The 14,422-nt window shown below is 67.9% G+C and carries 12 protein-coding genes; 6 read left to right on the top strand and 6 right to left on the bottom strand.

The features are described from left to right. Window positions 1–21 precede the first annotated feature (21 nt). Window positions 22–954, top strand: coding sequence for a 3-keto-5-aminohexanoate cleavage protein (locus DCN14_RS07045; RefSeq protein ID WP_096498757.1), 933 nt, complete (start codon window positions 22–24; stop codon window positions 952–954). A gap of 228 nt (window positions 955–1,182) precedes the next feature. Beyond that, window positions 1,183–2,511, top strand: coding sequence for an MFS transporter (locus tag DCN14_RS07040; RefSeq protein ID WP_096498759.1), 1,329 nt, complete (start codon window positions 1,183–1,185; stop codon window positions 2,509–2,511). Window positions 2,512–2,577: 66 nt separating this feature from the next. Here DCN14_RS07040 and DCN14_RS07035 read toward each other — a convergent pair whose 3' ends face one another. The 4 genes from DCN14_RS07035 to DCN14_RS07020 all read right to left on the bottom strand — a co-directional run bounded on the left by DCN14_RS07035 (window position 2,578) and on the right by DCN14_RS07020 (window position 7,409). After that, window positions 2,578–3,900: a TIGR00366 family protein gene (locus tag DCN14_RS07035; RefSeq protein WP_096498761.1), complete on the bottom strand. Its 1,323-nt coding sequence runs from the start codon at window positions 3,898–3,900 to the stop codon at window positions 2,578–2,580. A 221-nt stretch (window positions 3,901–4,121) separates the two neighbouring features. Beyond that, window positions 4,122–5,456, bottom strand: coding sequence for a chloride channel protein (locus tag DCN14_RS07030; RefSeq protein ID WP_096498763.1), 1,335 nt, complete (start codon window positions 5,454–5,456; stop codon window positions 4,122–4,124). A 173-nt stretch (window positions 5,457–5,629) separates the two neighbouring features. Then, window positions 5,630–6,871, bottom strand: a complete 1,242-nt coding sequence (gene codA / locus DCN14_RS07025) for a cytosine deaminase (protein ID WP_096498765.1) — start codon at window positions 6,869–6,871, stop codon at window positions 5,630–5,632. A 73-nt stretch (window positions 6,872–6,944) separates the two neighbouring features. Continuing rightward, window positions 6,945–7,409 carry a VOC family protein gene (locus DCN14_RS07020; protein ID WP_096498767.1) on the bottom strand — a complete coding sequence of 155 codons (465 nt, stop codon included), beginning with the start codon at window positions 7,407–7,409 and terminating at the stop codon, window positions 6,945–6,947. Between the two features lie 308 nt (window positions 7,410–7,717). Here DCN14_RS07020 and DCN14_RS07015 point away from each other — a divergent pair, with 308 nt between their 5' ends. Both DCN14_RS07015 and DCN14_RS07010 read left to right on the top strand, forming a co-directional pair. Continuing rightward, entirely contained in the window at window positions 7,718–8,860 is a 1,143-nt protein-coding gene (locus DCN14_RS07015) for a porin (RefSeq protein WP_096498768.1), read from the top strand. Window positions 8,861–9,078: 218 nt separating this feature from the next. After that, window positions 9,079–9,366 (top strand): DUF4148 domain-containing protein, encoded by a 288-nt coding sequence (locus DCN14_RS07010; RefSeq protein ID WP_096498770.1) that lies wholly within the window; start codon window positions 9,079–9,081, stop codon window positions 9,364–9,366. 117 nt (window positions 9,367–9,483) lie between these two features. Here the strand turns inward: DCN14_RS07010 and DCN14_RS07005 are convergent, their stop codons facing one another. After that, the gene (locus tag DCN14_RS07005; protein WP_096498772.1) at window positions 9,484–10,431 is read right to left on the bottom strand and encodes a LysR family transcriptional regulator; all 948 of its coding nucleotides are present in this window, start codon (window positions 10,429–10,431) and stop codon (window positions 9,484–9,486) included. A 179-nt stretch (window positions 10,432–10,610) separates the two neighbouring features. Between DCN14_RS07005 and DCN14_RS07000 the strand changes: the two genes are divergently transcribed. Continuing rightward, window positions 10,611–12,794, top strand: coding sequence for an FUSC family protein (locus DCN14_RS07000; protein ID WP_096498774.1), 2,184 nt, complete (start codon window positions 10,611–10,613; stop codon window positions 12,792–12,794). 147 nt (window positions 12,795–12,941) lie between these two features. Next, window positions 12,942–13,154: a hypothetical protein gene (locus tag DCN14_RS06995; RefSeq protein ID WP_096498776.1), complete on the top strand. Its 213-nt coding sequence runs from the start codon at window positions 12,942–12,944 to the stop codon at window positions 13,152–13,154. Between the two features lie 135 nt (window positions 13,155–13,289). Here the strand turns inward: DCN14_RS06995 and DCN14_RS06990 are convergent, their stop codons facing one another. Next, a complete protein-coding gene (locus DCN14_RS06990; protein ID WP_096498778.1) occupies window positions 13,290–14,399 on the bottom strand; it encodes a P1 family peptidase in 1,110 nt (369 codons plus the stop codon). Between the last annotated feature and the right edge of the window lie 23 nt (window positions 14,400–14,422).

The raw sequence follows: 14,422 nt of genomic DNA, 5'->3' as shown, positions 1-14,422 counted from the left end.
CTCACCGAAAGGAATCCATCCGTGGCAAACGCTCGCAAAGTCATCATCACCTGTGCGCCGACCGGCGCGATCCACACGCCGTCGATGTCGCCGTATCTGCCCGTGACGCCGCATGAGATCGAGACGGCCGCCGTCGCGGCTGCCGAGGCCGGCGCGGCGATCCTGCATCTTCACGCGCGCAACCCGTCCGACGGCAAACCGACGCAGGATCCGGCCGTGTTCGCCGAATTCCTGCCGCGCATCAAGGCGCAAACCGACGCGGTGATCAATCTCACGTCGGGCGGCAGTCCGCACATGAGCGTCGACGAACGGCTGCAGCCGGCGCTGCATTTCCAGCCCGAGATCGCATCGCTGAACATGGGCTCGATGAACTTCGGGCTCTATCCGATGCTCGAGCGCTTTCGCGAACTGAAGCATCCGTGGGAGCGCGAACATCTCGAGAAGAGCCGCGACCTCGTGTTCAAGAACACGTTCGCCGACATCGAGACGATCCTCACGCGCTGCGGCGCGAACGGCACGCGCTTCGAATTCGAGTGCTACGACATCTCGCACCTGTACAACCTCGCCCATTTCGTCGACCGCGGACTCGCGAAGCCGCCGTTCTTCGTGCAGAGCGTGTTCGGCCTGCTCGGCGGCATCGGCGCGCACCCGGAAGACCTGATGCACATGCGCCGCACGGCCGACCGCCTGTTCGGCGACGACTACGTGTGGTCGATTCTCGGTGCGGGCCGCAACCAGATTCCGCTCGCGACGATCGGCGCGGCCCAGGGCGCGAACGTGCGCGTCGGCCTCGAGGACTCGCTGTGGATCGCGCCCGGCAAACTCGCCGAATCGAGTGCCGCGCAGGTGCTGAAGATGCGGCAGGTGCTGGAGGGCCTGTCGCTGGACATCGCGACGCCGGCCGAGGCGCGCGCGATGCTCGAGCTCAAGGGCGGCGACGCGGTCAATTTCTGATCGCCGGGTAGCCCCCGACCGCAGCCTTAACCCAGGACCCGCAAGCGCAGAGACAAGGCGACGGCCCGAGCCGGCGCCAGGACGCCCTTCATCGCCCCGCTCCCGTCGAGCGCCGCCGGCGCGGCTCCGTCGTCTGCCCCTCCGCTGCGCGCGACGCAGCGGCCTCTGTCGAATGCGGTGCGCCGTGCTTGCCGTGTGCGCCCGTTCGCCTTTACCGGAGTCGTCCGCATGTCCACTCACCACGCCCAGGCACTGCCTTCCGCCGCCGGCGACGCAAGCGCGTCGCTGAACCAACTGCTGTTCCGCAAGCTGATGCCGCTGCTGATCGCCGCCTATGTCATCAGCTTCCTCGACCGCACCAACATCGCCTTCGCCAAACATTCGATGGGTGTGGATCTGGGTATTTCGTCCGCCGCCTACGGGCTCGGCGCGGGCTTGTTCTTCCTCACCTACGCGCTGTTCGAGATCCCGAGCAACCTGATCATGCACCGCGTCGGCGCGCGCTTCTGGATCACGCGAATCATGCTCACATGGGGTGCGCTGTCGGTCGCGATGGCCTTCGTCGGTGGCCCGACGTCGTTCTATGTGATGCGTCTCCTGCTCGGCGTCGCCGAAGCCGGGCTGTTTCCGGGCGTGATGCTGTACCTCACGTATTGGTTCGGTCGCGAGGAACGTGCGCGCGCGACAGGCTATTTCCTGCTGGGCGTGTGCATTGCGAACATCATCGGCGGGCCACTGGCGGGCGCGCTGATCGAACTCGACGGGTCGCTCGGCTTCCGCGGCTGGCAATGGCTGTTCGTCGTCGAAGGGATTCCGGCGATCCTGCTCGCCTTCGTCGTCTGGATGCGCCTGCCGGACCGCCCGAGCAGCGCGCCGTGGCTCTCCCCCGAGACCGGTCGGGCCCTCGAACGCACGCTCGCGGCCGAACAGGATGCGGGCGTGGCCGCCCGCGGCAGCCACGCGTTCGGCTCGGCGCTGCGCGATCCGCAGATCTGGCTCGCGATCTTCGTGTACTTCTGCCACCAACTGACGATCTATACAGTGATCTTCTTCCTGCCGGGCATCATCGGTGCATCCGGGCGTTTCTCGCCGTTCGCGGTCGGATTACTGACCGCGTTGCCCTGGCTCGCCGCCGCGCTCGGCGCAGCGACGCTGCCGCGCTTCGCGCGCGAATCGCACCATTCGCGCCGGATACTGTGTGCCGGGCTCGTGGTGATGGCAGCGGGGATGGTGGGCGCCGCGCATGCGTCGCCGGTGGCCGGCCTCGCCTGCGTGTGCGTGGCCGCGTCGATGTTCTTCGTCGTGCAGTCGATCGTATTCACGTTTCCCGCGTCCCGGCTCGCGGGCAGCGCGCTGGCCGGCGGCCTCGGTCTCGTGAATACGTGCGGGCTCCTCGGCGGCTTCGTCGGCCCGACTGTCGTCGGCGCCATCGAACAGGCGACGGGCAATGCAAGGAACGGGCTCACGCTGCTCGCCGCGGCGCTCGTCGTCGCGGCGTTCGCGAGTCTTGCGCTGCGTCACGGGCACGAACTGCGCGGTGCACGCTCGACCGGCTGAACGTCCGCGCGATTCAAGCCGGCGCGATGCGGCGATCCCGCCTCGTCCGCATCGCGCCGCGCACCGTCAGAACAGATACATCCCCGCGACGAACACCACGCCCGAGAACAGCAGCGTCGTCACGCAGTACCCCATGATGTCGCGCACGCCGAGCCCGGCGATCGCGAGCGCGGGCAGCGCCCAGAACGGCTGCGCCATGTTGGTCCACGCCTCGCCGTAAGCGATCGCCATCGCGGCCTTGCCGAGATCGGCGCCGAGCGCCTGTGCGGCCGGCATCACGAACGGGCCCTGCACGACCCAGTGGCCGCCGCCCGACGGCACCGCGAAGTTGATCACGGCCGAGCTGAGGAACGCGAGCAGCGGGAACGTGTGCACGTTCGCGATATCGACGAACCACTTGGTGATCACGCCCGCGAGGCCCGAGTGATCCATCAGCGCCTGGATGCCCGCGTAGAACGGGAACTGGATCATGATCCCCGACGCGCCGCGCGCCGCGCCGGCCACCGCGCGCGCATAGGCCATCGGCGTGCGGTGCAGCAGGATGCCGGCCGCGAGGAACGCGAGGTTCACGGTGTCGATGTCGAGCGCGAAACCCTTCTGCATGAAGCGCAGCACGAGGAACACCGCGCACAGCGCCGCGACGAAAATCGACAGCGCGCGGCTTTCTTCCAGTCGTTCGGCGAACGTCGCGTCGGGTCCGAGCTGACGCTCGACGCTCGGCGGCTCCGCGAGCAGCGCCGGATCGACGCTGACGACCTCGCCGGGCTTCGGCATCATCATCCGGGCGAGAAACGGCAGCATCACGATCAGCCCGATCGTGATGAACGCGTTGTAGCCGGTGAAGATCGTGTGCGACACGGGAATCAGCCCGATGGTCTTTTCCATCGGATTGCCCTTCGTCGCGGCGACGAGCGGGACCGAACCCGACAGCCCGCCGTGCCAGCTCAGGAAGCCCATGTACGCGGACGCGACGAGCAGCCGGTAGTCGCTGCCGGCCACGCGGCGCGCGACTTCACGCGCGAGCATCGCGCCGAGCACGAGGCCGAAGCCCCAGTTGATCGCACAGGCGAGCGCGCCGACGAACGCGACGAGCATCACGCCCTGCCCCGGCGTGCGCGCGGTGCTTGCGAGCGCAACGAGCATGCGTCGCACGGGCGGCGAGCTCGCGAGTGCGTGGCCGGTGACGAGAATCATCACCATCTGCATCGAGAACGCGAGCAGGTTCCAGAAGCCCGAACCCCACATCGTCGTGAGTTGCGCGGGCGTGTTCGGCGTGAGGCCGAACGCGAGCGCGAACGTGACGATCGTCAGCAGGATCGCGAAAATCAACGGGTCGGGCAGCACGCGGTGGACCACCTGCGTGAAAAAGCGGGAAATGCGTTGAATCAACTTGAGCTCCTCGTTTCCTGATAGGGACGTCCGCGCGTGTGGTTCGTTGTTCGGTGCGCGGAATCGCGCGGATTCTTGCACAGAACCGCAAGACGCGCTTCGGCGCGCGCCCCCGGTGTGATCAGGTAGCGATACGCGCAAGGAACGGACGAGGAAACGGGGAAAAGACGACGGCAGCCGGCTCGGGCTCAGCCTGCGAGGACGATGGATAACGGCGCGGTTCAGCGAGCAGCCGTCGCCGGCGTACCGACCATCGCCATCGCATTCGCCCGCCGCTCCGCCAGCTTCTGCGCGAACCGATACGCAACGAGCGAACCGGCCACGGCCAGCAGCATCGGCACGAGGCTGTCGTGATTCGCATGCGTGAATTCGAGCAGCAGCACGACGGCCGTGATCGGCATCTGCATCGACGCAGCAAGAAACGCGGTCGCACCGATCAGCGCGCATCCGCCGATCGACGCACCCGGCCATACGAGGCTCCACAGCCCGCCGAGCACGACACCCAGCAGCGCGCCATTCGCCAGGCCCGGCGTCAGCAACCCGCCCTCGGCGCCCGCGCGCAAACTGCCCGCCTCGATCAGCACCTTCAGCACGAGCAGCGCGGCGGCAAGACCGATCGTCAGCGAGCCGTCGAAACCCAGCGAAGCCGGCCCCTTGCCATTGCCGAGCAGTTGCGGAAACCGCATCGCAAGCACACCGATCACCGCGAAGTTGATCAGCGCGAGCACCGGCAGCAGCCGGCCCTTCGGCGCATCGGCCCGTGCACGGGTCGTGAGCCGCACGAAGCCGTATGCGGCGAAGCCGAACAGCGGCCCGCAGACGATCGACCATGCGACGAGCGGCGCGCTCAGCACGAACGGCGGCACCGCGTACTGGTGTTCGTTGCCGAGACCGATCCACGCCACGACCGCCGCGATCGCCGACGTGACGACCGCCACGACCAGCGCGCGCATGTCGAACGTGCCGAGCAGCACTTCGAGCACGAACACGGCGCCGCCGAGCGGCACGTTGTAGACGGCCGCGAGGCCGGCGCCCGCGCCGCACGCGACCATCAGACGGCAGTCGGCGGGCGTGAGCCCCGCACGGTGCGCGAGCCGCCCGGCCAGCAGCGAGCCGATCTCGCGCGGCGCGACTTCGCGGCCGAGCGGCGAACCGAGCGCGACGGTGACGATCTGCAGCAGCGCGTGAACCGTCGTGCTGACGAACGGCATCCGCGGGTCGGCCGCGCGAACCGCGCGGCGAATGCTGACCAGCGGCCGCCCGTATCGATAAAGCGCCCACCAGCCGCCGCCCGCGACGAGCCCGCATACGACCAGCACCGCCAGCCTGCGCAGCGGATCGGCCTGGGTCACGCCCGTGAGGAAGCTCTCGGTGCCAACCACGTGCCGGAGGCTGTAGCCGTAGGCGACATGCTGGATCGCGTGCAGCAACAGCGCGAGCAGCATCCCGCCGAAGCCCGCGCCGACGCCGGTCAGGACCGCGACGACGGCAATCCGTGCGAACGGGCTGATGGACGGCGAAGAAGACGCGGGAGCGGACGGGAGATCGAGGCGCATGAGGTCGGCGAACGAGGATCGAAAAGACGGCGCGCACCCTGCACGCCGCCGTCAGGACCGCATCGTAGGCCTCGGCTTCTCATGAGACAAACGTATTTTTCTGATTAACTCATGTATTTTTTGAATACTATGGCGACGGCGCACCGCGACGGGCGCGCCGCCCCGTCACGGCGTCACCCTGGATAAGTCACCCGCTCCGGCTCGCGCCGCATGATCACCTTCCCGTGCCGCACCGACAGCGTGGCCTTCACCTGTCGGCGCACCGCTTCGTAATCGCTGTCCGCGTCGAGCACGACGAGGTTTGCCGGACGACCGACCGCGATCCCGTAGCCGTCGCCGAGGTGCATCGTCGTCGCGCTGTGATCGGTCACGAAGTCGAGGCAGCGCTGCAGGTCCTGGTAACCCATCATGTGGCAGATATGGAGCCCCGCATCGAGCACCCGCAGGATGTTGCCGTTTCCGAGCGGATACCACGGATCCTTGATCGAATCCTGCCCGAAGCACACGTTCAGGCCCGTGCGGTCGAGCTCCGCGACACGCGTGACGCCGCGCCGCTTCGGAAACGTGTCGAAACGCCCCTGCAGATGAATGCTCTCGGTCGGGCACGAGATGAAGTTGAGCCCCGCGCGCCTGAGCAGCCGGAACAGCTTCGAGCAATACGCGTTGTCGTACGAACCCATCGCGGTCGTGTGGCTCGCCGTCACGCGCGCGCCCATCCCGCGCACGCGCGCTTCTTCCGCGAGCACTTCGAGAAAGCGCGAATGCGGATCGTCGGTCTCGTCGCAGTGCACGTCGACGAGGCAACCGGTGCGCTCGGCCAGATCCATCAGGAAACGGATCGAACTGACGCCCTGCTCGCGGGTGTTCTCGAAATGCGGAATCCCGCCGACGACATCCGCGCCGAGCGCGATCGCCTGCTCCATCAGCGCGCGCCCGTCGTCGAACGATTCGATGCCCTCTTGCGGAAACGCGACGATCTGCAGGTCGACCAGCCCGCGCGCCTCGTCCTTCACTTCGAGCATCGCCTTCAGCGCGGCCAGCGTCGGATCGGTGACGTCGACGTGCGTGCGCACATGCTGGATGCCGTGGTCGCGCAGCATGCCGATCGCCGTGTGCGCACGCGTCTTCGTATCTTCGTGCGTGATCGTCGCCTTGCGTTCGGCCCAGCGCTCGATCCCCTCGAACAGCGTGCCGCTCATGTTCCAGGCCGGCTCGCCGGCCGTGAGCACGGCATCGAGATGGATATGCGGCTCGACGAGCGGCGGGATCGCGAGGCGCCCGCCCGCATCGACGTCGTCGGCGCCGACGGGCGCGACCGGTGCAGTTTGCGCGTCGATCCGCGCGATCTTGCCGGCGTCGATGCCGATCGTGAACAGTCCGTCGCGGCCGCGCAGGTGGGTATTGAACAGGTTCATGTGGGTCCAGGCGTCATGCGGCCCCGGCGGGCCGCGTGGTGGGGAAAACCGGCTCGGGCAACGCGTCCGTCCGTTATCTGAAATCCTCGATCTTCAGGCCGGTCGCCGCGCTCATCTCGTCGTTCGACACATCGCGCACGTGCTTGCCGAACGTCCATACGTGCCGGCCCGGGTCGCGGGCGCGATACACGCGCTCGCCGTAGAACTGGTCGCCTGGCGCCTGCAGGATCTCCGCGCCGGCGGCACGCGCGCGCTCGCAATGCGCGTCGATGTCCGCGTCGTCGGGAAGATGCACGTGGACGTTCTGCGTGTTCCGGTCGCCGGTGTCTTCCGGCGACGCGATGAAATCGGCCCACGAACCGCCGACCATGACGACACCGTCGCCGAATTTCATTTCGGCGTGTGCGATGTCGCCCTCCGGCGTGGTGACGACGATCAAGCGCTGGAAGCCGAATGCGCGCTCGAGCCACGCGAGCGCGGCTTTCGGGTCGCGATAGCACAGCGCGGCGCTGAAGGATGGACGGCGAGGCGTGGTCATGGGGTGTCTCCGGATCGTGTCGTCGGATTCCCCATTCTCCACGCACGCGCCGCGGCAATCAACTCCCGCCCCGGCAACGCGCGTGTTGCCGATGCGCGACACGGGGTGCGCGGCCATCGCGCGCCGCGCGCCGGCGCGCAGGCGAAAACCCATTGCCCGCCGGGTTCACGCCGATTTGTGAACGCCGTGTGACGCACTCTTGCGCGACTCGCAATGGTGCCCTCGCGCCCTCATCGCCGGAATCAGGCGAACGCGCCCCTACACTTGCGCCGAACTTGATCGACAGACCCACACGCAGGAGTCCTTACATGAAAAAAACCACCGCTACCGTCGCATGCACCGTCGTGCTGTTCGCCCCGCTCGCCCATGCGCAGAGCTCGGTCACGCTGTACGGCCTGATCGACGCCGGCATCGCGTACACCAACAACGTCGGCGGCGCGGCCCAGTGGCGCATGGCTACCGGCACGATCAACGGCAGCCGCTTCGGCCTGCGCGGCACCGAGGATCTCGGCGGCGGCGTGAAGGCGCTGTTCGTGCTGGAGAACGGCTTCAACGCGAACAACGGCGCGCTCGGCCAGGACGGCAAGCTGTTCGGCCGCCACGCATACGTCGGCCTGAGCGGCAACGGCTACGGCACGCTGACGCTCGGCCGCCAGTACGACACGATGGTCGACTTCGTCGCGCCGCTGTCCGCCACGTCCGGCGACTTCGGCGACACGGGCTTCGCGCATCCGTTCGACAACGACAACCTGAACCATTCGGTGCGCATCAACAACGCGGTCAAGTACACGAGCGACACGATCGCGGGCTTCAAGGTCGGCGCGCTGTACGGCTTCTCGAATTCGACGAATTTCGCCGGCAACCGCGCGTACAGCGTCGCGGCGAGCTACACGAACGGCCCGTTGAAGCTGGCCGGCGCCTACCTGCAGATGAACGGCACGAAGGGCTCGACGAGCGCGAGCGCCGGCGCGACCGACGTGGCCGAAGCGAAAAGCGTGAGCCAGGGCGGCTGGTCGGTCGGCGCGGATCGCATGCGTGCGTACGGCGGCGGCATCGGCTACGTGTTCGGCCCGGCGACCGTCGGCTTCGTCTATACGCGCTCGCAGTACGACAACTCGGGTTCGTTCGGCTCGACCGGCCAGGTCGCGTTCAACAACTTCGACGTGAACGTGCGCTATGCGGTCACGCCGGCCGTCAGCCTCGGCGCGGCGTACGTGTACACGGACGCCACCGTGTCGAACCCGGACAGCAAGCACGGCACCGATCCGAAGTGGCACCAGGTCGACCTGCAGGCCGTGTACAAGCTGTCGCGCCGCACCGACGTGTACGCGGAAGCGATGTATCAGCACGCATCGGGCCGCGGCTACCAGGCGTTCATCAACACGTCGGGTGGCGCATCGAGCACCGCGAACCAGATCGTCGGCACGATCGGCATGCGCACGCGGTTCTGATCGGCATCGACATCGGCAAGCGTTCCGCCGGCAACGAATCCGCCGCAACCGGCAAGTTCGTTCGACGCGGGCGGCGCACGCCAATGTTGTGCCATCTGGAAAGCTGCCTGCCTGGAATCGGGGTTTTTGCGATCGCGCGCGCTGCATAGACTGACGTCGACGGTTCGGATCGAACCTCGATCGCCGAACCGGCCACACCCCGTCTACAGGAGAACATCGTGAAATCGCTCGTCGTTACCGCCGCCGCTGCCGTGCTGCTCGCTGCACCGGCCCTGTCGTTCGCCCAGTCGGCCCAGTCGCACGTCACGCGTGCGCAGGTGCTGCAGGAACTGGTCGATCTCGAGTCGGTCGGCTACAACCCGGCGCGCGGTGAAGCGGGCAACTATCCGGAAGACATTCTCGCCGCCCAGGCGCGCCTGAATGCGAAGCGCGACGCCGCGCAAGCCGCATACGGCCCGGCAGGTGTGCCGGCAACGGAATCCGGCGCGGCGAAGCCCACGCTGTAACGACGTGACGACACGCGCCGCCCGCATCGAAGGTCTGCTGCGGGCGGCGCGCGTATTGAAGAACCGGGATGAAACGATCGGGCCGGACGAAGCGTTCAGCGTCCGGCCGGTTCGCGCTCAGGCGGCCTGCGCCTCGCGGCCGATCGCGTTGAGCATGTCGACGTCGCGCGCGATCATGCCCGGCACCTGGGCGCGCAGCATCTCGACCCACGTGCGCACCTTCGCGTCGACGAAACGGCGCGACGGATACAGCGCATACACGTTCATCTTCTGCAGGATGTGCCCGGGCAGCACGCGCACGAGCGTGCCGTCGTGCAACGCGTCGATCGCCGAATACAGCGGCAGCATGCCGATCCCGATGCCGTCGCGGATCGCGAGTGCGAGCGATTCGGCGGTGTTGGTCTGCACCGGCCCCGTGACGTGGATCTGCTCGACGCCGTCGGCCCCTTCGAGCACCCATTCGTGCGTCGGAAAGGCCGGCGTGCAGAGCGTCAGGCACGCATGCGCGCCGAGATCCTGCGGACGTGCCGGCGCGCCGTGCCGCTTCACGTACCCGGGCGACGCGCACAGGATGCTGAAGGTCGAACCGAGCAGGTGCGACACGAGTTCCGAATCGGGCAGCGACGACGCGGTCACGACCGCCATGTCGCTCGTGCCGTCGAACAGGTCGGGCATGCGCTGCGACAGCGACAGCTCGATCGACACGTCCGGAAACTGCGTGTGATAACGCGTGAGCGCGGGCATCACGTAGTGATGGCCGACGCTCGCGAAGCTGTGCATGCGCAGCACGCCGGCCGGCCGTTCGTGCGCGCAGCTCGCTTCTTCTTCCGCGCGATCGACGTCGGCGAGAATCTGGCGGCAGCGCCGCAGATAGCTTTCGCCGGCCGACGTCAGCGCGAGACGGCGCGTCGAGCGATTCATCAGACGGGTGCGCAGGCGCGCCTCGAGCTCCGAGACCGCACGCGACATCGCGCCCGTCGTCGAATTCAGCGATTGCGCGGCCGCGGTGAAACTGCCCGTCTCGACGACGCGCGTAAACACCCGCATGTTTTGTAGCGTATCCATTCCTGTGAGCAACCTGTAGCGGAGCCGCTATTTTCCTCCACCGGGTGCGACAGATTGTTACGTGGCCTGCAACTATCGTTTCCCCGTAGCTGCGTTAATGCCTGCGCGCCGCACTCCTACAATCGGCGCCTCACAGTCGAACGGACGCGCCGCGCACTACACGCGCCCATTTTCCTTTCATGAAGCCACAACCTGCGATCGAGCGACCTTCCATCGAACCGGCACGATGGAGGAGCTGGCTGGATCCGCTCGGCGACGCGGCGCGCGACTGGGCCGCGAGCGACGGTCTCGTCTGGCTGCACCTCGCGAAAACCGTGCTCGCCGCGCTGCTGGCGATGGGCATTGCGATGCGGCTCGAGATGTCGCAGCCGCGTACGGCGATGACGACCGTGTTCGTGCTGATGCAGCCGCTGTCGGGAATGGTGTTCGCGAAGAGCTTCTACCGCGTGCTCGGCACGGCGGCGGGCCTCGTCGCCGCGCTCGCGCTCGGCGGCCTGTTCGCGCAACAGCCGGAGCTGTACATGGCCGGCATCACGCTGTGGATCGGCGCATGTATCGCGCTCGCGGTGCGTAACCGCCACTTCCGCTGGTACGGATTCGTGCTCGCCGGCTACACGGCCGCGCTGATCGGCCTGCCCGCGGTGATGACGCCGCAGACGCTGTTCCAGTCGGCGCTCACGCGCGCCGGGGAAGTCGCGCTGGGCATCGCATGCTCCGGCGCGGTCAGCGCGCTGATCCTGCCGCTCAGTTCCGCGAAGACGCTGATGCGCACGCTGACCGCCCGCCACGTGAGATTCCCGGCGTTCGCGGCCGGCGCGCTGTCGGGCGAACTTGCACGCGGCGACTTCGAACGGCGCTTTGCCGATTTCGTCGACGAGATCGTCGGCTTCGAGGCCAATCGCGCATTCGCATCGTTCGAGGATCCGCACATTCGCGCGCGCAGCCGCCGGCTCGCGCGGCTGAACAGCGAATTCATGAACGCGTGCACGCGGCTGCATGCGTTGCACCAGCTCATCAAACGCCTGCGCGCGAACCGGTCGGACGCCGTGCTCGACGCGCTCGCCCCGCATATCGACGCGCTCGCGCAACGGATCGCCGCATTGCGCGACGAGCGGCAGCGCGGCATCGCATCGACGACCGGCGCGCTGCTCGAACTGCGCCGCTTTCACGATGCGTTGCCGAAGGCCGCGCGCGCGACGCGCCGCGAGATCGAAGCGCACGCGGCCGGCGGCGTGCTCGACTTCGATACCGCGATCGAGCTGATGTATCGCTTCATCGGCGAATACCTCGGCTATGCCGACACCTATGCGTCGCTCGACCAGGACAATCACGCGCTCGAACGCTCGGTCACGCGTTACGCGGTGAAGACCAATGCGTTCTTCGTCGGCTTCGCGTTCCTGCGCACGCTCGTCGCCGTCGGCGCGATGAGCGCGTTCTGGATCGCGTCCGAATGGCCGAGCGGCTCGCTCGCCGTGATCGCCACCGCCATCGCGTGCGCGCTGAGTTCGATGTCGCCGCGGGCGCCGAAGTTCGTCGCGCAGATGGGCGTCGGCGCGGCGTTCGCGACCGCCGTCGGCTACGTGTTCCTCTGCTACGTGTATCCGAACATCGACGGCTTTCCGCTGCTGTGCGCGGCGCTCGCGCCCGTGCTCGGCCTCGGCGCGTTTCTCGCGATGCGACCGGGGCTGTCCGGCTACGGGATCGGCTTCGCGGTGTTCTTCTGCCTGCTCGCGGGCCCCGACAATGCCGTCGCGTATACGCCCGAGGTGCTGATCAACAACGGTTTGGCGGTGGTCGTCGCGATGTTCGCGTGCTCGATCGTGTTCGCCGTCGTGTTTCCGACCCGCATGCCGTGGCTCACGGGCCGCATCGCGCACGACCTGCGCCGTCAGGTCACGCTCGCGTGCGAAGGCGTGCGGGACGGCCTCGCGCCGCGCTTCCAGTCGAGCACGCACGACCTGATGGCGCAGCTTCGCACGCTGCTCGTGCAACGCACGCGCCAGCATCGCGACGCGCTGCGCTGGATGCTGGCGACGCTCGAAGTGGGTCACGCGGTGATCGACCTGCGCGACGAACTGCATGCGTTCTGCGACGCGAAACCACCGCAGACGCTGCACTGGACCGCGTCGATCGACGCGGTGCTGCGCGCGCTGCCGCGCTTCTTCGACGATCCGACGCCGAGTCACCACGCCCGCACGTTGAAATCGGTGAACCTGGCGATCCGCGCGGCGCAGCACACGCTGCATGCGTGGTACGCGGTGCCCGAAGCGCGTCGTCGCATGCAGCGCATCGTCGGCTGCCTGCACTTCATCCGCAGCGCGCTGCTCGACAAGGACGCGCCGTTCAACCACCACCGTCATTGAGCGTCGACGGCGATCGATGCGCGCGCAACGTCATCCTTGTTCCGTTTGGAAATAAGCTCTGCACCCGCGGCGATTAATCTTCAAGCAGTGCGAGCCTATAGTTTCCTCACTGCCAGCGAGACTGGCAATCACCCAGGAGAAACCCAAATGAAGCCGCTGCACCTCGCCCTCGTTGCCCTTTCGCTCACCGCCGCTGTCGCACACGCACAGCCCGCGCCGGCCGAGCTCGCGCAACAGCAGGCGAACCGCGCCGAAGCCGTCCAGGCCGCAGGCCGCGTCGATCGTGCGCAATCGAAGCAGGAAGACCCGAACGCATGCGTCGGCCCGGTCAGCTTCTGCAACATCTACTTCGGCAGCTGAGCATGACGCCGCGTCGTCACGGCCAGGCCCGCCGCTCGCGCAGCGCATGCGCGAACGCACGGCGAGCCGGCCGATCGCCGCTCCCGCAACAAGACTGCCCGCCGCGCCGCTTCGATTGAAGCGGCGCATGCCGTTTCAGGCGCCGCGCCCCGGCCGCCAGCCCACTTCGCGCAACGCATCCAGCAAGCGCGCCTGCCCCAGCCCTTCGACCCGCGCACCGCGCGACTCGACGTCGCCGCCCGCCACCAGCGCATTCACGATCGCCTCTTCCACCGCTTCCGCCGCCGCGATGAACAGCGCGGAGATATGGTCGTTGTTCACCATCCGCACGTCGGTCGTCGGCGCGCCCTTGCTGCCGTAGTTCGCGGCCGGCAGCCCGTCGTTGCCCGTTGCGAACGCAAGGAAGATGTCGCCGCTCGAATCCTCTGTGCCGCCGCCCACGCGCGCCAGCCCGACGCTCGCGCGCTGCGCGAGGCGCGTGCACTGATGCGGCAGCAGCGGCGCGTCGGTCGCGATCGTGACGACGATCGACCCCATCCCGGCTTCGCCTTGCGCATCGGCGGCACGAAACGGCGAATGCACGTGGCGCAGCACCTCGCCGACCGGATAGCCGGCCACGCGCAGCATCTCGCGCACGCCGTAGTTCGCCTGCACGAGCGCGCCGACGGTCCAGCCACCCGCCTCGGCTCCGGTCACGCGCGACGCGGTGCCGATGCCGCCCTTGAACTCGTGGCAGATCATGCCGGTGCCGCCGCCCACGCCGCCTTCGGCGACCGGCCCCGACTGCGCGGCGGCCAGCGCACGCTGCACGTGCTCGGCACTCACGTGCTGCCCCCAGATGTCGTTGAGCAGACCGTCGTAGGTTTCCATCACGACCGGCATGCACCAGTACACGCGGCCGGCCGCCGCCGCGCGCTCGTTCGCGACCAGCGCATCGCGCACCGCGCCGACGCTGTGCGTGTTCGTATAGGCGATCGGCGTCGTCAGCAAACCGGCCTCGCGGATCCATTCGAGCCCCGTCGCATCGCCGTTGCCGTTCAGCACGTGGACGCCCGCGAAGCACGGCGAATCGTGCGCGACGCCAGCGCGCGGCTCGATGACGGTGACGCCGGTGCGGATCGACGCGTCGCCGTTCTCGACTTGCAGCGTGCAATGTCCGACCCGCACGCCCGGTACGTCCGTGATCGCGTTGAAGCGGCCCGGCGTGCCGAGTCCGATGCGGATGCCGAGATCCCTCGTGCGCATGATGCAGTTCCTCCAGTCTTTCA

Source organism: Burkholderia sp. IDO3, assembly GCF_003366075.1.
GTDB classification, from domain to species: Bacteria; Pseudomonadota; Gammaproteobacteria; order Burkholderiales; family Burkholderiaceae; genus Burkholderia; species Burkholderia anthina.
Note: the sequence above shows the minus strand (reverse complement) of the source record. Positions and strands in the feature narration are given on the sequence as shown.

What these genes read in the sequence shown, in the direction of transcription:
- DCN14_RS07040 (WP_096498759.1), top strand. Translation starts at nt 1,183, where the DNA reads ATGTCCACTCACCACGCCCAGGCACTGCCTTCCGCCGCCGGCGACGCA.
- DCN14_RS07030 (WP_096498763.1), bottom strand. Translation starts at nt 5,456, where the DNA reads ATGCGCCTCGATCTCCCGTCCGCTCCCGCGTCTTCTTCGCCGTCCATC.
- DCN14_RS07000 (WP_096498774.1), top strand. Translation starts at nt 10,611, where the DNA reads ATGAAGCCACAACCTGCGATCGAGCGACCTTCCATCGAACCGGCACGA.
- DCN14_RS07015 (WP_096498768.1), top strand. Translation starts at nt 7,718, where the DNA reads ATGAAAAAAACCACCGCTACCGTCGCATGCACCGTCGTGCTGTTCGCC.
- DCN14_RS06990 (WP_096498778.1), bottom strand. Translation starts at nt 14,399, where the DNA reads ATGCGCACGAGGGATCTCGGCATCCGCATCGGACTCGGCACGCCGGGC.
- DCN14_RS06995 (WP_096498776.1), top strand. Translation starts at nt 12,942, where the DNA reads ATGAAGCCGCTGCACCTCGCCCTCGTTGCCCTTTCGCTCACCGCCGCT.
- DCN14_RS07020 (WP_096498767.1), bottom strand. Translation starts at nt 7,409, where the DNA reads ATGACCACGCCTCGCCGTCCATCCTTCAGCGCCGCGCTGTGCTATCGC.
- DCN14_RS07005 (WP_096498772.1), bottom strand. Translation starts at nt 10,431, where the DNA reads ATGGATACGCTACAAAACATGCGGGTGTTTACGCGCGTCGTCGAGACG.
- codA (WP_096498765.1), bottom strand. Translation starts at nt 6,871, where the DNA reads ATGAACCTGTTCAATACCCACCTGCGCGGCCGCGACGGACTGTTCACG.